The sequence below is a fragment of the Bradyrhizobium sp. USDA 4472 genome (genome assembly GCF_054058595.1).
In genome coordinates this window covers 6,009,878-6,032,456 of the sequence record NZ_JBSSAM010000001.1, presented here as the reverse complement: position 1 = coordinate 6,032,456, position 22,579 = coordinate 6,009,878, and the positions used below count along the sequence as shown (strand labels likewise).

Sequence of the window (22,579 nt, the reverse complement as noted above, 5' to 3'; positions counted from 1 at the left end):
GGTATGACCTGGGCCCAGATCGCGATCATTCCGACAAACAGCGCGATCGACGTCAGTGCAGCGGCTTCTTCCACGAAAATCCTGAACATGGCTTGCTCCATCACCAGAACGTATGAAGAACATTGTTCTCATTTTGTTCTTCGGAGTCAAGCCGTCTCGATCACACCCCGATGAAATGGTTAACTCGCTGAATTTACGCAATAAAAAAGCCCCGGCGCAAGGCCGGGGCTTTCGACATCAGCTTCTTGCGAAGCGATCAGTCTCAGTCGGTTGCTCAGTACCTGGCGATCGCCGGGCCGCCGAACTTGTAGTTCAGGCGGACGAGGCCCATGTCGACGTCCTGACGGATGTGATCGGTCTGAATGCCGGCGAAGGTGACGTCCTTGTCCGACAGGAAGATGTGATTGTACTCGACACCAACCGACCAGTTCGGAGCGAAGCCGACCTCGAGGCCTGCACCGACTGTGCCGCCCCAACGGGTGTCGCTGACGGAAGCAGCGGTCACGCCGCCGAAGCGGAGTTCATTCTTGGTGCCAACAACAGCCGCACCACCCTTGGCGTAGAGCAGGACGTTGTTCCAGGCGTAGCCGATCTGACCGGTGATCAGGCCGAACGAATCGATCTTGGAGCGATCGGTGAAGCCGGTGAGCCCGCTGACATTGTCGCCGGAGAAGTCGGCCCAGTTGCCCTGGCCTTCCACACCGAACACCCACTGCGCCGACTGCACGCGGTAGCCAATCTGGCCACCGACGGTGCCGCCCGTGGCGTTGTGGGAACCTTCGCCGCCAACCAGCGGAGCGCGCTGATCCCAGGTCGTGTGAGCCGAAGCGCCGCCGCCGTTGATACCGATGTAGAAGCCGCTCCAGTCATAGACCGTGGCGATCATCGCGGGCGCCTTGGTGTAAGGCCGCGCAGCGAGGTCAGCAGCCAGCGCCGGTGCAGTCGCGGTGATCGCGACAAGGCTCACAGCTGCGAGCAACAAATTCTTGTTCATTTGATTCCCGTTCCAAGTTTCGTCGTTAGGCCCCCGGGCCGTGGCGACGTCATAACAGCGATCGACGGAATTGCTGTAACCTCACCGCAACAGTTCGCTCCAAAGGGCCGGGCTTCATTAACGAAGGTTTAGCGGCGCAGCCGCGGAACCCTGTGAAACAAGCCTCTTCAGCAGTTCCAACCTCATCCGCGCGACGTGCACTGCGTGCACGCCTAACAGCGGCGCGCGCACGATTCTGTGATGGGGTAGTCTTGGTTTCCACTCCCCATTGTCGCCACATTTTCGCTCTTCTTCGCCACATTCGCGTTCACCTCGAACGTGACCACGCGACGCGCGCAGCTTTCTGCACGATTGCACTCTCGCCGCTCGCTGCGCGTCGAGGAGCAAAGCGCATGGCGTGCCGCCCCTCTTATTGCCAGGGCGGAGTGCGCAACGATGACGCGATCTCGACGGCGCCCTCCTCGCCGCGCTGCGCCAGACCATCGCAGAGCAGCAGCTCCGTTTCGCTCAGCGTCAGGTGCGGTTCGCATGCCGAGCGCCAGCTATCCCAAGCCGAGGTCTCGCGCTTGGCGAGCGCGAGCAGATCACGCACCAGGTTGACGCGCACAAAAAACAAGCCTGCCGTCGTTCCGTGACCCAGCTGCTCCGGATCGATCGCGCCGGTTCGGCATCGTTGCCACGCTTCGATACCGGTGATGAACGCCGAGCGTGGCACGTCGGTCGGCTCAAAATCGAATTTCAGAAAGGTGCGATGGGGCTCGTCGAGTTCGGCATCGACCAGGACCCAGCGTTGCTCGGCTTTCGCCCAGTACTCGCACACCCAATGATCATGATAGGAATGCCCGGTGAAGTACCTGCCGAAACCGCAGCGGACGCGGGCTGGCACACGGTGATGCCGCAAAACCGCGCATAGCATCAATGAAAAGTCCCGGCACGTTGCCAAAGCTCTCAACTCGCCTGGCCGCGCGATCGTCAACGGTCGCGGGTCGATCGCCAGCAACTGATCCAGGCGATCGGACACAGGCAGCGTGGTACGGCTTTGACCGATGAACGCAGCGGGGTTGAAGCCCTGCCTCTCGATCCACGCCTCGTGGACGAGCAGGCCGTGCAACATGCGACACAACGCCGGGATATCCGGCGGCAGGCCGCTGATCACAGTCGCATGAGCGCCCGGATCAGTCAGCGCGCTGTGGCCGGTGTAATAGTCGGGAGACGTTTCAGTCATTCAGGACCTGTCCAGCCAGGGTCAGCTGTTCGGTTCTCGCTTAGTCCGCCGCCGCGATCTTCGCGCGGAAAGCCTCCTGTCCCTCCACGATCTTGTCGATCAGTGCATCGAGCGCCCAGAAGCGTTCTCTGATATCGAAATCGACCGCCCGGGTCTCGATGCGGGCAAAGGTGCCGAGACGCTGGTGATAGAGTTTTGCAAGTTTCGGATAACCCATGGGCTCCGCCATCGCAGCAAGCGCCAGGTAAACCGAAAGCTCGTTCGCGAGCACCGGATGCTTGTGGTGTTGCGTCAGCAGCCATTTGTAGAGATCAGGGTGGAAGTTCGTGAACACGCCGGTGAACCCGGGAGCCCCCGACTTCATCGCGTCAAAGGCGATCGCGGCATTGGCGTTGACGATCGTGAGCGGGGAGCCGTTCGCCAGCTTGACCCGGCGCTGCACGGTCGGCAGGTCGCACGAGACGTCCTTGAGAATGGCAAAGCGGCCGCTGTCGGCGCAAAAGGCCAGCTCGTCGTCGGAGAGAAGCCGGCGGAACGGAGCCGGGCATTCATAAAGGCCGAGCGTGATGTCCTTGGGCAGCCGGTCGAGCAGCCAGCTCAGATTGTCGGTGAAGTCCGTCTTTGCCGGATCGTGCGAGGCCAGACGGTTCGTCACCAGCACCAAGCCGTCGACATCGGTCTTCGCGATCGACGAGAGCTCCGTGAGCTGGTCTTCCCTGGACTCGCTGATATGGCCAGAGGCGATGACCGGAAGCCGGCCGGCCGCGGTCTTGGCCACGAACCGCGCCAGCGCGACGCGCTCCTCCAGTGTCAAGAACTGCATCTCGCTCGACTGCGCGACCGCGAACAGCGCGTCGGCACCGTTAGCGATGTACCATTCGATCAGCCGTTCGAGGCCGGAATAGTCGATCGTGTTCGCTTCGGTGAATGGCGTCAGCATCACGGGAATGATGCCCTTGAGAGCGATGGTCACAGGCGAGCTCCAAATGGCGAATCTGGCAGCGGCTGCGCTGCCGGTTCGCGAGTATAGATCAAACGGTCAGTGGGCGTCCGCAGCGGCAACGCAGCGCCGCTGCGGACGCCAGTTATTCGCCGACGATTTTCAACCTACTCCGAAAGCTGGTCGTTTCGCAAAGAGGTTACGGCCTGCAAGCCTGCGCTTCGCGTTCAGGCCGGGGGCGAGATCGCCTGCAAGACATCCCTGAACACGCCGAACTGCACTTTGGCAGCTTCAGGGCTATAATCCTGATAATATCCCGCGGTCACCGCGACGACGAGGTCGAGCTCCGGGACGATGCGGATCGACTGGCCACCTCTGCCCTGCGCGGCAATCGATTGGACGACCCGCCCATTGAGCCGGGAGCTCCGCAGCCACCACAAATATCCGTAGGACTGACCGTCGGTCGCCCTCAGCTTCATTGTGGTCGACGCCTCGATCCATGCCCTGGACACGATTTGCCGATCGTTCCAGCGACCGCCCTGAAGGACGAGCTGGCCGATCTTCGCCATGTCGCGCGGCCGCAGGCGCAATCCGCCTCCGGCATCGCTGTCTCCTTTGAACCTGCTCCACTCGAATTCGGTGATGCCTAGGGGATCGAACAGCACGCGACGCGCGAATTCATCGAGCGGACGGCCGGTGGCTTTGCGGACGATCGCCGAGACCAGCGCAAGTGCGCCGGTGTTGTAGAAGAACTCCTGGCCGGCCAGTGCGGTCACGGGAAGGCCGAGGACGTAGCGACAGGCATCCGGCGCCATGTGCATGCGCACCTCGTCGTTGTCGTCGCCCGTCGCCGGAGTTGCCTCCACCCATTTCAGACCCATCGACATCGTGAGCAAATGTGAGAGCAGGATGCGATCCCTGTCCGGGGACCGCAGGTCGGACAATTCGGGGAAGAAGCTGAAGACCGGCTCCTCGATGCTGCGAATGAGCCCCTGGTCGAGCGCGATCCCGACGACCAGCGACGCCACGCTCTTTGAGCACGATTTCAGATTATGCAGCGTATCGGCATCAAAGCTGACATCAGTGACGCGGACGCCGAAGAAGCGACTGGGGACCTCATCGGCCCCCCTGAAGTACCGCTCGAACAGCAATCTGCCACGCCGAGCGACCAGCACGGCATGGATGTTGGCGCCCGAGCGTTCGAGCCGACCGGCGATCCTGCACAGCGCGGCCTGATCGACATCGTCGTCTTCACTGGCAGAGGGAACAGACCAGCCGTCGTCACGCTTGGCGGGAGCCGGACAATTGGCCTCGGCAAAGACCGGCACCGCCGCGATCGGCGTCAGGGCTGCCCCGCCGAGCAGCGACATGAATCGCCGACGCTTCATCCCGTCCTCTTGACCTTGTCTTTGATGGCCGTGTCGGCGCGTCATTCCCTGAGAGGGAGCACTTATGCGGCAGGTTGTGCCATCAATCTGCCTCAACTGCAATGGGCTGACCCGCCATCGAGCGCTGCACAGGGCGGCTCTCGCTGTCGCCAACCTTCCACGGGGAACTCCGAGATCGAAATAAGCTTGGTTGGGAGCGCGATGACCCGTCACGCCGTTTCGTCCCTCCTGCGTCGTCATTCGTCACGGCCCTCTCATCTTCGTCCCATCGCCCCCTCCGTTCATCCCTCCCGGCTCGCTTTCCGGCGCAGATTCGCGGAGACATCCGTCGAGCACCGCCTGGAGAACCGGAATGAACCGTCGCGACTTTCTAGCCACGGCCCTCGCACTTGCCGCAGCCCCGGCACTCGGCAATCAGCCAACGGGCATAGCCGCTGCCAGCCGCCCGCGGCCGGGACAGGCTGGCTGGCCTTCCGATGCGGACTGGTCGGCGCTGAATCAAGCCACCGCGGGACGCCTCACCCGTGTGACCCCTCCGAACCTCGCCCCGGCTGAAGCAAAACAGCTCCTAGCCAATCCGTTCTACATCGGTGATCAACCCGGTCTGACGGAAAGTTCCGGCTGGTTCGAGGCCTGGCGCTCCGAGCCCAGCGCCTACATGGTCGCGGCCGAGAGCGCGGCAGACGTCGTCGCGGCCGTGCGCTTCGCCAAAGCGCACAATTTGCGCCTGGTCGTGAAGGGCCGCGGCCACAGCTATCTCGGCGGCTCCTCTGCGCCGGATTCGCTTTTGTTATGGACCCGCAAAATGGACGCCATCACCGTTCACGACGGTTTCGTTCCGCAAGGCTCAAGCTCCAAGCCGGTTCCGGCTATCACGACGGGCGCGGGCTGCATGTGGCTCCACGCCTACCAGGCGGCCGCCGGCGCCGGGGCGCTACGTTCAAGGTGGCGGCTGCACCACCGTGGGTGTCGCTGGGCTGGTGCAGGGCGGCGGGTTCGGGAACTTTTCCAAGGGATTTGGAACGGCGGCGGCGAGCCTGCTCGAGGCCGAGATCGTGACAGCCGACGGCGAAATTCGTGTGGTCAATGAAACGCGCGAGCCGGAGCTGTTTTGGGCGCTCAAGGGCGGAGGCGGCGGCACTTTCGGGGTCACCACACGGCTGACGCTCGCAACGCATCCGCTCCCCACATCCGTCGGTGCGGTCAACGCCACGCTGCGCGCCCGCTCCGACGAAGCCTACCGCAAGCTGCTGGCCCGCTTCGTCGCGTTTTGCGCGACGAGCCTGTGCAATCCCCACTGGGGCGAACAGGTCCGGGCGTATCCCGACAACCGCCTCGACATTCGCATGGTCTTCCAAGGCCTGACAACGGACGAAGCGCGGGCAAATTTCAAGCCCCTGCTCGATTTTGTTGCAGCCAATCCTGACGATTACGCCGGCAAGGAATCGCTTGAAGTCGTGGGCGTGCCTGCCCGCTATTTCTGGAACGGTTGGCTTTATCGCCTGTTCGCCCGCTCCGCGGCCAATTTCGATGAACGTTCTGGAGCGCCATGGACCGATTATTGGTGGAAGGGCGATGGCGAGCAGGTCGGCGCCTTCTGGCACGCGTACACATCGGCCTGGTTGCCGAGCTCGCTCCTTGATCAGCAGAACCGCAACCTCCTCGTCGATGCGTTATTCGCCGCAAGCCGCCACTGGGCGGTCGGGCTGCATTTCAACAAGGGCTTGTTCGGCGCATCGCCTGATGTGATCGCAAAAGCAGGAAACACGGCGACGCATCCGGACGCATTCGAGGCCTTCGCTCTTGCGATCATCGCAGCCTCCGGCCCCACCATCTTCGGTGGTCTTGCTACGCCCGATCCTGTTCTCGCCAAAGCGCATCGAGACCGCGTGAACGCCGCGATGGAGGCGCTGCGCGCGGCGGCGCCGAACAGCGGCGCGTATGTCAACGAGTGCGATTATTTTCAGTCGGACTGGCAGAATGCGTTGTGGGGCCCGAACTATCGACGGCTCCTCGACGTCAAACGACGCTACGATCCGGATGGACTGTTCTTTGTGCATCATGGTGTCGGCAGCGAAGGCTGGAGCGCGGACGGATTTGCCCGCCTGCCCTCGTAGCGAACCCAAATCTCTTCAGGGACGGCACGCCTACACCGGCGTGTAGATCACGAGCTTCAGCGCGGGATCGTCGTTGGCCTGAAAGCTGGTGTGCTCGAAATGCAGTACGCCCTTGGTGGGATGCGTCATGGTCTTGCGGCCCGACAAGGTGCCGTGCACCTCGTGCGCACCCCACCATTTGACAAATTCGGGGCTACCTTCGCGCAGGCGCGTCAGCAATTCAGCAAAGGCGGGATCGCCGGCCCAGACGTCGTGGGTGGCGCGAAACATCGCGACCATGCGCTTGGCCACCTCAGCCCAGCCCGCGCCATAGGATTTCCGGGTCTTCTTGTTGGTCATCATCAAGAGCAGGGTGTTGCGATCCTCTTCCGGCAGCCGCCCGAACGCGAAGATCTCTTCGGCGGCTGCGTTCCACGCCAGCACGTCCCAGCGCCGGCCGGTGATGTAGGCCGGGTGCGGCAGGCTTTCGACCAGGCGCCGAATGGCCGGCGGCACCACCTCGCGGGTGAAGGGGCCCCTCGCGCCGTCCCGCGCGAGATCCCTGAGATGCGCGTGCTCGGTCTTGCTGAGCCGCAGCGCGCGCGCCAGCGCATCGACTGTCGTGACCGACGGGCTGACGGTGCGGCCCTGCTCGAGACGGATGTACCAGTCGACCCCGATGCCCGCGAGCTGCGCGACCTCCTCGCGGCGGAGCCCTGCGGTACGCCGCCGCTGGCCCGCGGGTAGGCCCACTGACTTCGGCGACAGCTTTTCACGACGGGAGCGCAGGAAATCGCCGAATTCGACGCGGCGTGGGTCGGCCATGGACGGACTCGCGTGAAGGAGGGTCGGACAATACTAGGATAATACCAGGCCTTCCTGCCGCGCAACAGCCCTCGCATAATCCCTGCACCTCACAATGAGGTACGAACGAAGGTCAACATCATGAAGGCTGCCGTACTCAAATCTTTCGGATCCCCGCTTGATATCGAGGACGTCCCCGACCCCGTGCTCGGTACCGGCGAGGTGATCGTCGAAATCGTCGCGACCCGTGTGCTGTCCTACTCCAAGGAAGTGTTCAGCGGCGAGCGCAAATACGCGCTGGATCTGCCCGCCATTCCAGGAGCCGGCGGGGTCGGACGCGTGCGCGCGATCGGCCCGGACGCAACCAAATTGTCCGTCGGCGACTGGGTCGTCTGCGATCCGACGGTCCGCTCGCGCGACGACGCGATCGCTCCCGACATTCATCTGCAGGGCGTCAGCGCGCGCGGCGAAGGCGGCATGCGGTTGCAGAAATATTTTCACGACGGTTCCTTCGCCGAGCGGATGAGGGTGCCGACCGAGAACGTGACGCGGCTCGGCGAGGTCAGCGAGGAAACGGCCGCGCAATGGTGTGCGCTTGGAACCTTGCTGGTGCCCTATGGTGGTTTCCTTGCCGCCAGGCTGCAGCCCGGCGAGACTGTGCTGGTGAGCGGTGCGACCGGCAATTTCGGCAGCGCTGCCGTGGCGGTGGCGCTCGCGATGGGGGCGGCTTGCGTCGTTGCGCCGGGCCGCAACGAGAAGATGCTCGGCGAGCTCGTGCGTCGCCATGGCGCGCGTGTCAGGCCGGTGAAGCTGACGGGCAACGAGAACGACGACCGCGAGCTGATGAAGCGCGCCGCACCCGGCCCGATCGATTGCGCGTTCGACATCATGCCGCCCTCCGTCTCGACGACGGTGGTCCGCGCCGCGATCATGACGGTGCGGCCCAATGGCCGTGTCGTGCTGATGGGCGGCGTCAACATGCAGGGCGGCCCCGGCCTGGAGCTGCCCTACAACTGGATCATGCGCGAGTGCATCACGATTCACGGCGTCTGGATGTATCCGCCTGAAGCCGCGGTTCGCCTGATCGCGCTGGTCCGCGCCGGCCTCTTGCGCCTCGATCACTTCGAGACGACGGCATTCGACCTCGACCATGCCAACGAGGCCGTGGACCATGCGGCCGCCAATGCGGGCGCGTTCAACATGACGGTGATCCGGCCGTAATTGTCGCAGCAGCTGCGGCGATGCGTCGCCGCAGCTGATATGCCTGCGGTGTCAGATGGCTGGGAGACGTCACCCCCGATGCAGCCGGCCGCGGCCGTCTACTGTGCATGGGGTTGTTTTCGCGGTTTGTTATTCGAGCTCGACCACCTGGCCGTTGGAAAGCGACACCCGCCGATCCATGCGGCCGGCGAGTTCCATGTTGTGGGTCGCGATGAGCATCGAGACCTTGGTCGCCTTGACCAGCTGCATCAGGGCCTGGAACACGTGGTCGGCGGTGTGCGGATCGAGATTGCCGGTCGGCTCGTCCGCGAGCAGCACGCGGGGCGCATTGGCCACCGCACGCGCGATCGCGACGCGCTGCTGCTCGCCCCCCGACAGCTCTGCGGGACGATGGGTGATGCGGTCGCCGAGGCCGAGATAGCCCAGGATCTCCTTGGCGCGCTTGACGCTCTCGGACTTCTTCAGGCCGCGGATCATCTGCGGCAACATGACGTTCTCGAGCGCCGAGAATTCCGGCAGCAGCCGGTGCGACTGGTAGACGAAGCCGATATCGCTGCGGCGAAGCTGGGTGCGCTCGATGTCGGGCAGTTGCGAGGTCGGCGCGCCGTTGACATAGACCTCGCCGGAATCGGGGGCCTCGAGCAGGCCCGCGATGTGCAGCAGCGTCGACTTGCCCGACCCCGACGGCGCAACCAGCGCCACGGACTGTCCCGCCCACAGCGCGAGCTTGGCGTTGTCCAGGATCGTCAGCGCCGCCTCGCCCTGCAAGTACTGCCGTTTTATCTCGTGGAGATAAATGACCGGTACATCCTCAGCCCCCTGCTGCTGCTCCATCAGCCCCTCACTCGTACCGCAGCGCTTCGACAGGATCGAGGCGCGCGGCGCGCCAGGACGGGTACAGCGTCGCCAGGAACGACAGCGTCAGCGCCATGATGACAACGGCCGTGGTCTCGCCCACGTCGATCTCGGCGGGCAGCTTCGACAGGAAGTAGAGCTCGGGCGAGAACAACTCCGTGCTGGTCAGCCAGGACAGGAATTGCCTGATCGATTCGATGTTGAGGCAGATCACGAGGCCGACGAAGAAACCGACCAGCGTGCCGACCACGCCGATCGAGGCGCCCGTGATCAGGAAGATCCGCATGATCGATCCTTGCGAGGCGCCCATCGTCCTGAGGATCGCGATGTCGCTGCCCTTGTCCTTCACCAGCATGATCAGGCCGGAGACGATGTTGAGCGCCGCGACCAGTACGATCATGGTCAGGATCAGAAACATGACATTGCGCTCGACCTGGAGCGCGTTGAAGAAGGTCGAGTTGCGCTGACGCCAGTCGACCAGGAACACCGGCCGGCCCGCCGCCTCCGTCACGGCCTTACGGAAGGAGTCGATCTTGTCCGGATTGGTGGTGAACACCTCGATCGAGGTGACGTCGTTGCTGCGATTGAAATAGGCCTGGGCCTCGGCGAGCGGCATGAACACGAAGCCGAGATCATACTCGGACATGCCGATCTCGAACACGGCGACGATCTTGTAGGGCTTTATGCGCGGCGTCGTGCCCATCGGCGTCACCGCGCCCTTCGGCGCCACCAGCGTGATGCTGTCGCCGGCATGCAGCGACAATTGGTCGGCGAGCCGCCGGCCGATCGCGACGCCCTGCCCGTCGTCAAAGCCCTCGAGCGAGCCCTGCTTGATGTTCTTGGCAATCGAGGTGAGATTGTTGAGGTCGTCAGAACGGATGCCGCGCACCAGCACACCCGAGGCGTTCCAGGGCGATGACGCCAGCGCCTGGCCATCGACCACGGGCGCAGCGAGCCGGATGCCCTGCACCTGGCTGATGCGCTCGGCGACGTCCTTCCAGTCGGTCAGCGGCGATTCCAGCGGCTGGACCAGGATATGGCCGTTCAGCCCCAGGATCTTGTCGAGCAACTCCTTGCGGAAGCCGTTCATCACGGCCATCACGATGATCAGCGTGGCGACGCCGAGCATGATGCCCAGGAAGGAGAACCCGGCGATGACCGAGATGAATCCCTCCTTCCGCCGAGCCCGCAGGTAGCGGGCCGACAACATCCACTCGAACGGTGCGAAAGGCGCAGTTTGGACGGCTTCTGTCATGGTTTCATCCATCGCTCGATAATCCCATGATTCGGGGTCAATTGTGGCCGGATTGGCGGCCGCGATCTCGGGCGATGAACAATATTCAGCCGACCAGACTTATCAGCCCAGAAGTCTTGCGACCGCGTCCGCTGGCGACATGGTCTCGCGGGAGCCGTCGCTGCGCTTCTTGATCTCGACCTTGCCCTCGGCGAGCCCCTTCGGCCCGATCATGATCTGCCAGGGGATGCCGATCAGGTCGGCGGCGGCGAATTTCGCCCCTGCACGTTGGTCGGTGTCGTCATAGAGCACGTCGACGCCCTTGGCGGTGAGCTCGGCGTAGAGCTTCTCGCAGGCGCCATCGACGGCAGCATCGCCCTGCTTGAGGTTGAGGATCGAGACGCGGAACGGCGCCACCGCCTCCGGCCATTTGATGCCGGCATCGTCATGGCAGGCCTCGATGATGGCGCCGAGCAGGCGCGAGACGCCGACGCCGTAGGAACCGCCATGGATCGGCACGTCGACGCCATCAGGGCCGGTCACCAGGGCCTTCATCGCGTCGGAATACTTCGTGCCGAAATAGAAGATCTGGCCGACCTCGATGCCGCGGGTATTCACGCGCTTCTCTGCCGGCACTTCCTGCTCGAACCGGGCGGCGTCATGAACATCTTCGGTCGCGGCATAGAGCGAGGTCCATTGCTTGATGATCGGCGTCAGGTCGCTGTCATAGTCGACGTCCTCGCCCGGCACCGGCAGGTCCAGCACGTCGCGATTGATGAAAACGCCGGATTCGCCGGTCTCAGCCAGCACGATGAACTCGTGGCTGAGATCGCCGCCGATCGGGCCGGTCTCGGCGCGCATCGGGATCGCCTTCAGGCCCATCCGCGCAAAGGTGCGCAGGTATGCGACGAACATCTTGTTGTAGGCGACGCGCGCGGCGGCCTCGTTGAGGTCGAAGGAATAGGCATCCTTCATCAGGAACTCGCGGCCGCGCATCACGCCGAAACGCGGACGCTGCTCGTCGCGGAATTTCCATTGGATATGATAGAGATTCAGCGGCAGGTTCTTGTAGGACTTCACGTAGGCGCGGAAGATCTCGGTGATCATTTCCTCGTTGGTCGGCCCGTACAGGAGCTCGCGCTTGTGGCGGTCGGCGATGCGTAGCATCTCCGGGCCGTACGCGTCATAGCGGCCGCTCTCGCGCCAGAGGTCGGCGAGCTGGAGCGTCGGCATCAACAGTTCCAGCGCACCGGACCGATCCTGCTCTTCGCGCACGATCTGCTCGATCTTCTTCAGCACGCGGAACCCGAGCGGCAGCCAGGCGTAGATGCCGGCCGCCTCCTGCCGGATCATGCCGGCACGCAGCATCAGCCGATGCGAGACGATCTCCGCCTCTTTCGGATTTTCCTTCAAAATGGGCAGAAAGAACCGCGACAACCGCATGGTAATACTCTGGGAATCAGTGGTGGCCTGCAGTGAAACCGGATTGGGAGCGAAAAGACAAGGCCGGGAATGAGGAAAAGCCGCTAACGCGGCGGAATTCCTGTCATTTTTCCCTCGACTTCAGGTTGGACCTGGTCCGTGTCGAAGCTAGGGCGTTGCGATCTCGAGTTCGTCCTCGAGCGTGACCTTCTCGAAATCGGTAATGAGCGCGTCGATCCGCACATGCCAGCGCCCGGCGAACGGCAGCTCGACCTTGTGCACATGCCAATAGCCGTCAGGCCCGAGTTCGGCGTCGCGTTCCATCGGCTCGATGCCGCGCTCGGGCAGGCTCAGCGTCAGCGTCGCCTCCTTGGCGTTCAGCGGCGTCGCCTCGCTGGTCATGAGCTGGAGCACGAAATCGTCCACGCCGGCCTTGCCCGGCGACACCAGCACCTGGAACATCGCGTTGTCGGTGTGGATGTGGATCGCCAGCGGTGTCTCAGGCACGATGGTCCGTGGCGGCGGCGTGAAGCGCCAGCCGGCGACGACCGCGAAAATGCCGAGCGCGGTCCCGCACTCAAGCAGGATCGATCGCTTCAGCGCCGGCGCGGCCACCTGATCCTTTGCTAACGCGGGAGTCAACCGAAAGCGATTGATGGCTGCAAGGGCCAGAAGGAATAGGACCAGCGCCAGCTTCACCGAGAGAATAAGGCCATAGCTCGTGTCGACCAGCGCAGCCGGCTTCTCGAGCTGGATGATCGCAAGCATGAGGCCACTCAGCGCCAGACTCGCGACCACCGGCATGGCGATGCGCGAGAACCGGTTGAGGAGCGGCAGCACTGCCGCCGTCGGCTTCGACAGCAGCGCTGCAACCGGCGCCAGCGCGCCAATCCAGAAGGCTACGGCGAGGCCATGGACGAAGACCGCCGGCCGCGTCAGCACCTCGGGCGACGCCGTTGCGGCGTGCCCGGTCATGGCGAGCGACATGCCCACACCGACGAAGGCGATGACCGCGAGCGTACGCGCGTACCAAGCCCGGCCCAGCGCCATTAGCGCAAGCAGCATCGCCGCGATCGCGACGAGCAAAGCGGGACCGGCACTGGTCGCAAATGCAATTTTCCAGGGGGCCACAGTCACAAGCGCCGCCAGCGGCAGACCAAGGAGATCAAGACCCACCAGACCAAGTGAGACAATGGCACTCGAGAGACCAACAACGAGCCCCACTCGTGGCACGCCCATACCCATCGTCGACGACGCAATCCAGCGCCCAAAGAACACGCCGCCTACGCCGACGAACAGCCCGAGATAGAGGCCGACCCGCGACAACCAGATCAGCGCGTTCAATCCACCATCCACATTTGCCGAAGGCTGCGTCCCCGTCGGCATGCCGATCGAGAAGATCACCGATCCGGCGACGGGATGACCGTCCTGCGAGATGACCCGATAGCTCACCACCGCGGTGCCCTTCGGCAAGTCCGGCGGCATCGCAACCGAAATGCTCTCGCCTGACGTCGTGACGCGCGCAGCATCGCGCACCCTGCCCGCGCCGTCGATCAACTGGATCGCGCCCGGCGTCACCGCTTCGTTAAAGCGCAATTCCACCGCCTTCGGCGCGCTCGCCAGCATGCTGCCGCTCGCCGGCTCGACCGAAATCAGCGCCGCATGGGCCAATGCGCCGGTCGAGGTGCCAACAAGAAACAGCAGCGTCGCAACTGCAGCGAGAAAGCGCATTACGGCTTGGGCAGCAATTTTATGCCAGGCGCCGGCGACTTGTCCTCGCGCGAATGCGCTGCCCCTTCCACCGGGATTTCGATCCAGCGGCTGACACCCTTCTCGCATTCCTGCACCACAGGGAAGTACAGCGTGGTGTTCGGCTTCAGGCTGTCAGTGAGAAAGCTACTGACGACAAATTCATCATAATTGCGGTCCGGCAGATTGCCGCCGGACCAAACCACTTCCTTAACGCCCGAAGTCAGCTTGTTGCCGTGATAGTCGTAGGCACTGGCATACTGCCCCTCGACGATATCGACGTTCCAACCGGCCTTCGGCATCGGCTTCACCGCGATCACACCTTCCGGGATTTGCACACGGATCTTGATCGTCGGCGAGCCGGAACAGCCGTGCGGCACGGCGAAGACGGCCTTGTAGGACGCGCCGACCGTGGCCTGCTTGCCTTCCAGATAAACGTGGGCCGCCGCAGGCGATGCGACGAGTGCACCGACCAGGATTAGCAAGGGTGTCTTCGACATGCTCGATCTCCCGGAGGTTAGATCACATCAGTCACATTTTCATTCCCGAATGGTCCGGCATTTTCTTCATCATCGTGCCCCCGCCGCTGGGCGCCTGGGCGCCGACGCCCTTGACGTCGAGCGACACCGCGACCTTGCCAGCCTTCTCGAACTCGAGCGTTACAGGCACTTTCTCGCCCTCTTTGAACGGCCCCTTCAGATCCTGAAGCATCAGATGGTTGCCGCCGGGCGCGAGCTTCACGGTCTTGCCCGGCTCGATAACGAGGCCCTTGTCCAGCGGACGCATCTTCATCACGCCATTGTCCATTGTCATCTCGTGGACCTCGGCCTTGCCGGCGATCTCTGCCGACACGGCGACGAGCTTGTCGGGCGCGGTGCCCTTGTTCTCGATGGTGAGGAACCCGCCGGCGACCTTGGCGCCGGCAGGCGTCGCCCGACTCCAGGCCTGGGAGATGACGAGATCGCCCGCCTTGACCTCGTCGGCTCGGACGGGGGCTGCGATCACAACGGCCGAGAACGCCGCGAGCGCGAAGAGAGTTGAGAGCTTCTTCATGTCGATTGCCTTTCTTGTCGCAGCCGAGAGCCCGACTCCAGTCAGAACGTGTACTTGCCGGCAAGAACAAAAGTTCGTCCCGGGAATGGATGGAACAGGAAATACTGCTCGTTGAAGAGATTATCGATGCCGAAGTCGAACGCGAAATTCTTCGTCGCGTTGTAGTGGATCTTCAAGTCCACGACGAAAAAATTATCGAAAGCGCCGTAGACGTGCGGGATGATATCCGAGTTGTCCAACGTCGAATATTGCTTGCCGCTGTAGCGCGCGGCGACGGTATAGGCCCAGCCATCATTCGGCCGGTAGGTGACGCCGAACTTGGCGCGCCAGTCTGGCACGAAGGGCACGCGCTTGCCAACGACGCTGGTCGGGCCTTTCCAGTTCGGATCGGAGATGATCCTGGAATCGACGTAAGTGAGGCTGCCGAAGATCTGCAGGCCGCTCACCAGCAAATTGTCCTTGTCGGCCGACAATTCCACGCCCTGCATGCGGATCGCAGCAACGTTGCTGACGGCGGTCTGCACCGATTGCGTTCCGGTTGCATCCGTCACGGTAGTCGATTGTGAGATCAATGCATTGTTGGTCCGCTCGCCGAACATCGTGAGCCGCACGCGGCCATCGGCCCAGCGCCGTTCAAGATTGAGTTCGCTGGTGAAGTCCTGCTCCGGTGACAGCAGCGGATTGGCGAGATAGGTGATGCCGCCCACGCTGATGTTCTGGTAGAGCTCAGTCACCGTCGGATAGCGGTACGCCTCGCCGAAATTGGCGGTGATGTTCCAGTCTTTGTTGGGATCGATCGACAGCGATGCCTTTGGCGAGAAATTGGTCGAGGACAACTCTGGCTGCCCCGTCGGCACGGCCGATGTGATGACGCCGGCGCTGGTCGTCGTGGTGTTGAGATTGAAGCCCTCGACTGCCTGCCAACTCTCCAGCCGCCCGCCTAGCGTCAACTTGACGATCGGCGTGATCTTCCAGGCGTCCTGCCCCCAGAGAGCTTCGGTCCGAGTCTCGCCGACACCGGTCGAATAGAGCTGGCCATTGCCGGTTAAGGGTGCATTGAACCAGAGCGTCGAAGCATAGACCGGGTTTTCAAGCCGGTAGCGGTCGCCATGTATGCCGAAGCTGATCTCATGCGGACCATCCATGCCATCTGGGCGCCAGATGCCCTTAGCGTCCGTATTTTGCCAATTGGTGCCGTCCATTCGCGTCACCTTGCCGTTCAACGAATAGCCAAGGCCGGGCGATGGCACGACCGTAAATGGGTTGCTCAGATCGTCCTGGAGATAGTTGTAGCTTGAGGCCGCAAGGTCGAAGTCGAACACGCCCTTGGTGTCGCTCTTGAGCGAGACGGCATTGCTCACATGGAGCTGATCCCAATTGTACTTGCTGCTCGCAAAGCTGCTGATGCCGCCTAACGTCGGCAGGCCGGTTGCAATTGACTTGAGATAGGTCTGCGGGTCAGAGGTCTGATGATTGTTCCAGATGCCCAGCGAATAGGTTGCCTGCACCAGCGGCGTGATGTCGTAAGCAAGTCGCAGATTGCCGGAAGTCTGTTGCGAATGCGCCAGCACGCCGGTGCCCACCACGTTGGCGACGCCCCCGTTCTTGTTGAGGGCGGCAAAGCCACCGCTCGTACCGACCGGGAACGAGGGGGTGGTGGTATAGGTCAGCGGCTGCTGATAGCTCTCGAGATAGTTGGCGCTGACGAGCCAGGAAAGCTTACCCTCGCGATTGCCCGCGGCGGCGCTGGTCTGGCTGGTTATGTAGGTATCCTTTGTGCCGTATTGATTCCACGGCATCACCGAGACGGTTTCCTTTGCGACCGCAAACGGTTTGTCCGGCATCCTGGATGTGATCAGCAGGACGCCGCCGATCGAATTGCCGGGATAGGCGGCCGCAAAGGGACCGTTGAGGAAATCCACCCGCCCGATCGCCTCGGGCGAGATCAAATTCCATTTTGGCGAGGCGCCGGAATTGTTGTTGCCGATCAGGGCCGAGATCAACAGATCGTCATAGTAGATCAACGAGCGCGCACTCGAATTCAAGCCCCAGCTTCGTGTCGCGAGCACGGCCTGATTGTCGCCGTCGTTGCGCTTCCGCACGAACAGGCTCGGCATGTATTTGACGGCGTCCTCGGGGTCCTTGAGGTTGATGGTTTCGTCGGCCTCCTTCGCCGTGATGCTGAAGGATCGTTGCGGCAGCCGGTAGCGCGCCACGGCCGCCGGCTGATCAAGCGAGGCGCGCCCGCCGCGCGTGACCTGCGCCTCGGCTGCGACAACCGACGCTGGCCGCTCAACCGCCGGCTTTGCCTGATTTGTCCTGGCGGCTGCCGCATGCACCGCGTGCTTGCGCGGCTTGGGCTTCACCGTCGCTGGCGCATCGACGGTCACCGCGGGCAGCTCTTTTGAGCTGCTCTGGGCGAAAGCGCCGCTCGACGAGGCAAGCAGCGCGGCCTGAACGGCAACGACGCTCACGCCGCAGCGGGCATGGCGAGGTAACATGGAGCATTCCTGACGCCGGCTTTATTTCCGGCCATTCGACAGCATCAATCGCCAGCGGATCAACCGAGGCGATCACGAGAGGTCGTCAGGAGAAATGGGGAGGTCCCCGCGCCTGGGCGCTTGAATTCTTGTGGGTGGCGGGAGCAGAGGCGTCCGCTTCACGCCACACTACGCGCTCGGCGTGGCGGAAGGGAGCGGGAAGCGCAGCATGCGGTGGCGAATCGAAGGACGCGGTGGCCTGCGCAAGACAACAGATCGCGCAGATCCCGGAATGCGAGGCCGGCGAACCGCCTTGATCATTCGGAGCGCCCTGCTCACTAATACTGTGGCAAATGACACCGGCAGGCAGCTGATCGGCAACGGTCCGACCGGCCGCCCAGCAGGCGGCAATCGGCGCCAGGACCTGCATCGCGAGCGCGAGCAGGACGAGGGGTAGGAATTTCTGCAGCCGCGCGCGCATCCACCGAACCAGTCATTCGTCTACTAACTAATCACCGCACCAGCTCCGAGTCGAGATGACTTCATCGGCCGTGTTGGGCTGGCGCAAACTTCTCGAAAAATGAGTTCGGCCGCCTCCGACTGGGATCGGCCCTCAATATCTGAGCAAGCCCGCCACCCGGAAGATCAAAAAATTCATATATTTGTCATACACTTAAGAGGACGGCAGCGCGATCGTTTCGCCAATTGCTCGAATTTTGAACATTCGTTGCCGAAAATGATGACAAGTGAGAAAAGTTGATCTAGCATCCCTTTCGCTCAGGCTTGACCGTGAGGTCGACGTCTGGTGGTCCAAGTCTCGGGAGGAGCCCCTGGCGCGCAAAATGCAGCGTCGCCCCGCCAATCAAGATCAAATCTTAGAATCGGGGATAATAGGGTCGACACAATTTTTGAGCGGGGCTAGGGCCCCGCTCTTTTTTTATCTGCGTGGCTCATGCGCGCATGAACGCTTTCTCCAGTCCGATCGAAAACAGATCGAACTGGCGGCGTAGCCTGCGCGGACCCGCACTCTCGTCTACCGACAGCTCTTCAACGAGCGTCCCGAAGCTCGGGCGATACGCTACGCGATCTGCTCGGCGATGAATGGTCGATCGCGCAGGCACGTACGCGCTGCTCCTCCAGATCCTGCGTGCTGGCATCGCAGCGTAGCGCTTTGCGCTGCACCAACGCGATCACGATCTCGTCCTTGATTGCACGTTGAGTGGCATCAACTCTTGTGAGACACTTCGCGCATCGGTCGCGCAATCAATGACGCGCCGACGACAAAATTTATGGGAGCGAGCGATGTCCGGCACGAAAGATTTCTCGAAGACGAGGCGCGATCTTCTTCAGGCGGCTGCGACCGCCGGCGCCGCAACTGCCATCCTCGGCAGCATGGGCATAAACCCAGCACTTGCAGCTGAAGTCGGTCGATCAGACAAGCCGCTGAAGGCGGCATTCTCCAACGCGGGCCTGCAGGCGACCTGGTGTGCGCAAGGCAAGCAGGCCGCGGAATTCTGGGGCAAGCTGTTCAATGTCGAGGTCACTTGGTTCGACGGACAACTCGACGCCGTGAAGCAGCGCGCAGCGATCGACAACATGGCCTCGCAGAAATGGGATTTCGTCGCGATCCAGGCCTTCGGCATCGGCACCCTTACCCAGCCCGTGCAGAAGATGATCGACGCCGGTACGCCGGTCATCGACATGGACACGCTGATTGCGCCGCTCGACCAGATCAACGTCCACTCCTTCCTCGCCCCCGACAACGAGTTCATGGGGGCTTCGGTGACCCAGGCGCTTTGCAATGCAATGGGCGGCAAGGGCAAGATCATCATGACCCAAGGCGCCCTCGGTCACACCGGCGCGCAGGGACGTGCCAAGGGCTTCGAGTCGGTCGTCAAGCAATTCCCAGGGATCGAGGTGCTCGACACGCAGCCGGCCGACTGGGACGTCTCCAAGACCGCACGCCTCTGGGAAACCTATTTGACCAAGTACCCGCAGATCGACGCGGCGTTCTTCCACAATGACGACATGGCGCTTGCCGCCGCCAACATCATGAAGGCGCACAACCGCACCAACATCCTCATTGGCGGTGTCGATGCGATGCCGCCGGCGATCCAGGCGGTGAGCGAAGGCCGGATGTTCGCAACCGTGCGCAATCCGTCCTGCCGCATCCATGGCGGCGCGATCATCGCAGGCGTCGCGGCCGTGGTCGGCGGCGAGAAGAGCGGCCAGGGCATCCCCAAGAACGTCGTCACCGACGGCCCTGTCGTGACCAAGGCCAATGCCGCCGGCATGCAGTGGATGGAAGATCACTTCCTGATCTGAAATCCTCCATGCCTGACGGTCGTCAGCCCATCCTGGAACTCCAGGGCATCACGAAGAGCTTCGGCGGCGTCGAAGCGCTTCGTGGTGTCGACTTCGCGCTTCTCCCTGGCGAGATCCATGGTCTCGTGGGAGAGAACGGCGCGGGAAAAAGCACGCTGATGAAGATCATCGCCGGCGTGCACACCGAGTTCTCCGGCCGCTTCCTGATCGACGGGGCCGAGACCCATTTCCGCTCGGCGCGCGATGCGCATGCGGCCGGCATCGCCATGGTGCATCAGGAGCTCTCGGTCGCGCCTGACCTGACGGTCGCGGAGAACGTGTTCCTCGGCAATCAGCCGACCAACGCCCTTGGCCTCGTGCAATGGCGACGGATGGCGCGTGAGGCGGGCGAGCAGCTCTCTCGCTTTGGCATCGACGTCGATCCGATGTCGCGGCTCGGCGATCTGCCGATCGGACTGCAGCAGCTGATCGAGATCGCACGCGTGCTGTTCTCCGGCGCACGAATCGTCATCCTGGACGAGCCCACCTCCGCACTCTCCCCGCCCGAGGTCGAGCGCCTGTTTGCGACGCTGCGACGCCTGCGCGAGCAAGGCACGGCCATCGTCTTCATCTCGCATTTCATCGAGGACATCCTGCGTGTCTCCGACACCGTCACGGTTTTCCGCAACGGACGGAAGGTCACGGAGACCGCGAGCGCCGCCACCACCAAGGGCGCCCTGATCGAGGCCATGATCGGTCGCGGCGGCGAGGCGCTCGAGCACAGCTATAGCGACGATCTGATGCTGCCGCGCCCTAGCGACAGCCTGGTCGTGCTGAAGGTGGAGCAGCTGTCGCTGACGCGCAGCCTCCAGGACGTCTCCTTCGAGGCCCGCGCGGGCGAAGTGCTCGGCATCTACGGCTTCATGGGGTGCGGCCAGCAGGAGCTGTCGCGCATCCTGTTCGGCAAGCTGAAGCCCGACGCGGGCACGCTGATCGTCGAGGGCAAGCCGAAGACCTTCGCCAGCACGGCGGCGGCGCGGCGCGCCGGCGTGGCGCTGGTGCCGGAAAGCCGGCGCGCCATGCTGTTTCACCAGGAGCCGGTCTTCAAGAACATCTCGATCAGCATTCTCGATCGGATCTCCTCGCTGCTGCTCAAGCCGGCGCAGGAGCGCGAGATCGCGAAGCGTCAGGTCGAGCAGTTGCAGATCCGCCCCCCCGTGGTCGGCCTCGATCTCGGCATGCTCTCGGGCGGCAACCAGCAGAAGGTTGCGCTGGCGAAATGGCTGACCTACCCGCCCAAGCTGCTGGTGCTGTGCGAGCCGACCCGGGGCATGGATGTCGGCGCCAAGAACGACGTCATCAACATCGTCCGCGACCTCCGCGCCAGGGGGCTCGCCATCATCGTGCTGTCGACCGAGCCGGAAACGGTGCTGTCGCTGGCCGACCGCATCCTCGTGCTCAAACGCGGAGCGGTGGTGCGGGAATTCAAGAACGAGCCGGTCAGCAAGGACCGCCTGCTGGAAGCGGCGTGACGGAGAAGCACAATGGCGAGCAGTGAGACGGCAGCAGCGACAGGTCAGCGCGCCAAGGGCGTCGCGCCCTTCCTGCGCTCGCAGATGCGCAACATCGCGCCGTTCCTAACCCTGATCTTCCTCTCCGCCTTCTTCGCCTTCGCCAGCCCCTCCTTTGCGACGATCGACAATCTCGGCAACATCCTGACGCAGGTGTCGGTGACAGGCGTCATCGCCGTCGGCCTCACCTTCGTGATCCTCTGCGCCGAGATCGACCTCTCGATCGCCAGCATCGCCAACGTCACCGGGATCGCGGTCGCCTATTTCACGCTGCAGGAATCCTACGTCAACATTCCCAACGTCCCGCTGCCGGGCGCCGCCGCGATCCTGCTCGCCGTCTTGCTCTGCGCGGCTCTCGGCCTCGTCAACGCGCTGGGGCTGACCGTGATCGGCATCCCCTCCTTCATCATGACGCTGGCGATGATGCAGATCGCGGCGGGCATCTCGGCGCTCCTGGTGCGCGGGCAGATCGCCTACAAGGTGCCGAGCCTGATCTCGACGCTCGGCTCCGGCTCGATCGGCGGCATCCCCTGGATCGTCATCGTCGCGGCCATCATGCTGCTCGCCGGCCACCTGGTGCTGACCTACACGCGCTTCGGCCGCTACGTCTACATGGTCGGGGGAAACCGCGAGGCTGCCGAATATTCCGGCCTCAACGTCAAGCTCATCCTCGGTGCGGTCATGGTGATCTCGGCGGTGTGCTCCGGCATCGGCGGCATGCTGGGCGTTGCCCATTTCGGCAGCGCGCAGCAGAACGAGTTCGACACCTACCTGCTCGACTCCATCGCCGCCGTCGTCGTCGGCGGCACCAGCCTGTTCGGCGGCCGCGGCGGCATCGGCAACACCATCGTCGGGCTTTTCGTCCTCGGTGTCCTCAATAACGGCCTCGACCACGTCAACATCGACAGCTTCCTGAAGATCCTGATCCGCGGCGTGATCCTGCTGGCGGCGCTGATCATCAACGTCTACGCCCAGCGGCTGAGGGAACAAGCAGCGGAGTAGAAAGCCGCAAATCCAAAGCCGCGAAAACAACCCCATGCACAGTACAATTCATTGCGGAGTTTGACGCGGGGGGGCTTGCGCCGTTTCCGAAATCAAGTTTGACACGTCGGGCAAAACAGGAGCATGATGTCATCATGCCATCATGCCATCATGTCATCATGCCATCATGTCATCATGCCATCATGCCATCGTGCCGCAGCCGGAGATCGCGGGCGGCGCAAAGCCTCCCGGCATAGAACCA

Annotated in this window: 19 protein-coding genes; 6 read left to right on the top strand and 13 right to left on the bottom strand. The window is 63.1% G+C overall.

All coding sequences use genetic code 11. The features are described 5' to 3' along the window. Positions 1 to 274: 274 nt before the first annotated feature. The 4 genes from ACVWZ4_RS28365 to ACVWZ4_RS28350 all read right to left on the bottom strand — a co-directional run bounded on the left by ACVWZ4_RS28365 (position 275) and on the right by ACVWZ4_RS28350 (position 4,547). A complete protein-coding gene (locus tag ACVWZ4_RS28365; RefSeq protein ID WP_456763657.1) occupies positions 275 to 994 on the bottom strand; it encodes an outer membrane protein in 720 nt (239 codons plus the stop codon). Positions 995 to 1,403: 409 nt separating this feature from the next. Continuing rightward, positions 1,404 to 2,219, bottom strand: coding sequence for a transglutaminase domain-containing protein (locus ACVWZ4_RS28360; protein WP_456741630.1), 816 nt, complete (start codon positions 2,217 to 2,219; stop codon positions 1,404 to 1,406). Between the two features lie 40 nt (positions 2,220 to 2,259). Continuing rightward, on the bottom strand, positions 2,260 to 3,192 hold the full coding sequence (locus ACVWZ4_RS28355) for a dihydrodipicolinate synthase family protein (RefSeq protein WP_456703789.1): 933 nt from the start codon (positions 3,190 to 3,192) through the stop codon (positions 2,260 to 2,262). Positions 3,193 to 3,386: 194 nt separating this feature from the next. Further along, complete coding sequence (locus ACVWZ4_RS28350) at positions 3,387 to 4,547, bottom strand: serine hydrolase domain-containing protein (protein WP_456735280.1); 1,161 nt, start codon at positions 4,545 to 4,547, stop codon at positions 3,387 to 3,389. Positions 4,548 to 4,899: 352 nt separating this feature from the next. On the opposite strand from ACVWZ4_RS28350, the gene ACVWZ4_RS28345 reads away from it, so the two are divergent. Next, a complete protein-coding gene (locus ACVWZ4_RS28345; RefSeq protein ID WP_456790402.1) occupies positions 4,900 to 5,637 on the top strand; it encodes an FAD-binding protein in 738 nt (245 codons plus the stop codon). Next, the gene (locus ACVWZ4_RS28340) at positions 5,603 to 6,664 is read left to right on the top strand and encodes a BBE domain-containing protein (protein ID WP_456790401.1); all 1,062 of its coding nucleotides are present in this window, start codon (positions 5,603 to 5,605) and stop codon (positions 6,662 to 6,664) included. Before ACVWZ4_RS28345 ends, ACVWZ4_RS28340 begins: the two co-directional genes overlap by 35 nt. Positions 6,665 to 6,694: 30 nt before the next feature. Here the strand turns inward: ACVWZ4_RS28340 and ACVWZ4_RS28335 are convergent, their stop codons facing one another. Beyond that, positions 6,695 to 7,468, bottom strand: coding sequence for a helix-turn-helix transcriptional regulator (locus ACVWZ4_RS28335; protein ID WP_456703791.1), 774 nt, complete (start codon positions 7,466 to 7,468; stop codon positions 6,695 to 6,697). Positions 7,469 to 7,588: 120 nt separating this feature from the next. Between ACVWZ4_RS28335 and ACVWZ4_RS28330 the strand changes: the two genes are divergently transcribed. Continuing rightward, positions 7,589 to 8,668 (top strand): alcohol dehydrogenase catalytic domain-containing protein, encoded by a 1,080-nt coding sequence (locus ACVWZ4_RS28330; protein ID WP_456741628.1) that lies wholly within the window; start codon positions 7,589 to 7,591, stop codon positions 8,666 to 8,668. 129 nt (positions 8,669 to 8,797) lie between these two features. On the opposite strand, the gene ACVWZ4_RS28325 is transcribed toward ACVWZ4_RS28330, so the two are convergent. From ACVWZ4_RS28325 to ACVWZ4_RS28290, 8 genes are all read right to left on the bottom strand, one after another. Beyond that, the gene (locus ACVWZ4_RS28325) at positions 8,798 to 9,502 is read right to left on the bottom strand and encodes an ABC transporter ATP-binding protein (protein WP_092229566.1); all 705 of its coding nucleotides are present in this window, start codon (positions 9,500 to 9,502) and stop codon (positions 8,798 to 8,800) included. A 7-nt stretch (positions 9,503 to 9,509) separates the two neighbouring features. Next, on the bottom strand, positions 9,510 to 10,790 hold the full coding sequence (locus ACVWZ4_RS28320; protein ID WP_456703792.1) for a lipoprotein-releasing ABC transporter permease subunit: 1,281 nt from the start codon (positions 10,788 to 10,790) through the stop codon (positions 9,510 to 9,512). Positions 10,791 to 10,880: 90 nt separating this feature from the next. Then, on the bottom strand, positions 10,881 to 12,200 hold the full coding sequence (gene proS, locus ACVWZ4_RS28315) for a proline--tRNA ligase (RefSeq protein ID WP_456741627.1): 1,320 nt from the start codon (positions 12,198 to 12,200) through the stop codon (positions 10,881 to 10,883). A gap of 147 nt (positions 12,201 to 12,347) precedes the next feature. Further along, positions 12,348 to 13,910 carry a copper resistance CopC/CopD family protein gene (locus ACVWZ4_RS28310; protein ID WP_456741626.1) on the bottom strand — a complete coding sequence of 521 codons (1,563 nt, stop codon included), beginning with the start codon at positions 13,908 to 13,910 and terminating at the stop codon, positions 12,348 to 12,350. Next, complete coding sequence (locus ACVWZ4_RS28305) at positions 13,910 to 14,428, bottom strand: YcnI family copper-binding membrane protein (RefSeq protein WP_456703795.1); 519 nt, start codon at positions 14,426 to 14,428, stop codon at positions 13,910 to 13,912. Before ACVWZ4_RS28305 ends, ACVWZ4_RS28310 begins: the two co-directional genes overlap by 1 nt. 31 nt (positions 14,429 to 14,459) lie before the next feature. Beyond that, a complete protein-coding gene (locus ACVWZ4_RS28300; protein ID WP_456741625.1) occupies positions 14,460 to 14,981 on the bottom strand; it encodes a copper chaperone PCu(A)C in 522 nt (173 codons plus the stop codon). A 41-nt stretch (positions 14,982 to 15,022) separates the two neighbouring features. Continuing rightward, complete coding sequence (locus tag ACVWZ4_RS28295) at positions 15,023 to 17,482, bottom strand: TonB-dependent receptor (RefSeq protein WP_456741624.1); 2,460 nt, start codon at positions 17,480 to 17,482, stop codon at positions 15,023 to 15,025. 85 nt (positions 17,483 to 17,567) lie between these two features. Continuing rightward, positions 17,568 to 17,942 (bottom strand): DUF2946 family protein, encoded by a 375-nt coding sequence (locus tag ACVWZ4_RS28290; RefSeq protein WP_456703798.1) that lies wholly within the window; start codon positions 17,940 to 17,942, stop codon positions 17,568 to 17,570. 821 nt (positions 17,943 to 18,763) lie between these two features. On the opposite strand from ACVWZ4_RS28290, the gene ACVWZ4_RS28285 reads away from it, so the two are divergent. From ACVWZ4_RS28285 to ACVWZ4_RS28275, 3 genes are read left to right on the top strand one after another with little or no spacing between them, the layout of a single operon-like run. Then, positions 18,764 to 19,786, top strand: a complete 1,023-nt coding sequence (locus ACVWZ4_RS28285) for a sugar ABC transporter substrate-binding protein (RefSeq protein WP_456703799.1) — start codon at positions 18,764 to 18,766, stop codon at positions 19,784 to 19,786. An 8-nt stretch (positions 19,787 to 19,794) separates the two neighbouring features. Next, on the top strand, positions 19,795 to 21,297 hold the full coding sequence (locus ACVWZ4_RS28280) for a sugar ABC transporter ATP-binding protein (RefSeq protein ID WP_456703800.1): 1,503 nt from the start codon (positions 19,795 to 19,797) through the stop codon (positions 21,295 to 21,297). Positions 21,298 to 21,309: 12 nt separating this feature from the next. Next, positions 21,310 to 22,338, top strand: a complete 1,029-nt coding sequence (locus ACVWZ4_RS28275) for an ABC transporter permease (RefSeq protein WP_456735288.1) — start codon at positions 21,310 to 21,312, stop codon at positions 22,336 to 22,338. The last annotated feature ends 241 nt before the right edge of the window (positions 22,339 to 22,579 follow it).

Bases quoted from the DNA above. Each gene is read 5' to 3' on its own strand.
- ACVWZ4_RS28365 (WP_456763657.1), bottom strand. From the start codon at position 994: ATGAACAAGAATTTGTTGCTCGCAGCTGTGAGCCTTGTCGCGATCACC.
- ACVWZ4_RS28360 (WP_456741630.1), bottom strand. From the start codon at position 2,219: ATGACTGAAACGTCTCCCGACTATTACACCGGCCACAGCGCGCTGACT.
- ACVWZ4_RS28350 (WP_456735280.1), bottom strand. From the start codon at position 4,547: ATGAAGCGTCGGCGATTCATGTCGCTGCTCGGCGGGGCAGCCCTGACG.
- ACVWZ4_RS28345 (WP_456790402.1), top strand. From the start codon at position 4,900: ATGAACCGTCGCGACTTTCTAGCCACGGCCCTCGCACTTGCCGCAGCC.
- ACVWZ4_RS28335 (WP_456703791.1), bottom strand. From the start codon at position 7,468: ATGGCCGACCCACGCCGCGTCGAATTCGGCGATTTCCTGCGCTCCCGT.
- ACVWZ4_RS28330 (WP_456741628.1), top strand. From the start codon at position 7,589: ATGAAGGCTGCCGTACTCAAATCTTTCGGATCCCCGCTTGATATCGAG.
- ACVWZ4_RS28325 (WP_092229566.1), bottom strand. From the start codon at position 9,502: ATGGAGCAGCAGCAGGGGGCTGAGGATGTACCGGTCATTTATCTCCAC.
- ACVWZ4_RS28320 (WP_456703792.1), bottom strand. From the start codon at position 10,790: ATGGATGAAACCATGACAGAAGCCGTCCAAACTGCGCCTTTCGCACCG.
- proS (WP_456741627.1), bottom strand. From the start codon at position 12,200: ATGCGGTTGTCGCGGTTCTTTCTGCCCATTTTGAAGGAAAATCCGAAA.
- ACVWZ4_RS28310 (WP_456741626.1), bottom strand. From the start codon at position 13,910: ATGCGCTTTCTCGCTGCAGTTGCGACGCTGCTGTTTCTTGTTGGCACC.
- ACVWZ4_RS28305 (WP_456703795.1), bottom strand. From the start codon at position 14,428: ATGTCGAAGACACCCTTGCTAATCCTGGTCGGTGCACTCGTCGCATCG.
- ACVWZ4_RS28300 (WP_456741625.1), bottom strand. From the start codon at position 14,981: ATGAAGAAGCTCTCAACTCTCTTCGCGCTCGCGGCGTTCTCGGCCGTT.
- ACVWZ4_RS28295 (WP_456741624.1), bottom strand. From the start codon at position 17,482: ATGTTACCTCGCCATGCCCGCTGCGGCGTGAGCGTCGTTGCCGTTCAG.
- ACVWZ4_RS28290 (WP_456703798.1), bottom strand. From the start codon at position 17,942: ATGCGCGCGCGGCTGCAGAAATTCCTACCCCTCGTCCTGCTCGCGCTC.
- ACVWZ4_RS28285 (WP_456703799.1), top strand. From the start codon at position 18,764: ATGTCCGGCACGAAAGATTTCTCGAAGACGAGGCGCGATCTTCTTCAG.
- ACVWZ4_RS28280 (WP_456703800.1), top strand. From the start codon at position 19,795: ATGCCTGACGGTCGTCAGCCCATCCTGGAACTCCAGGGCATCACGAAG.
- ACVWZ4_RS28275 (WP_456735288.1), top strand. From the start codon at position 21,310: ATGGCGAGCAGTGAGACGGCAGCAGCGACAGGTCAGCGCGCCAAGGGC.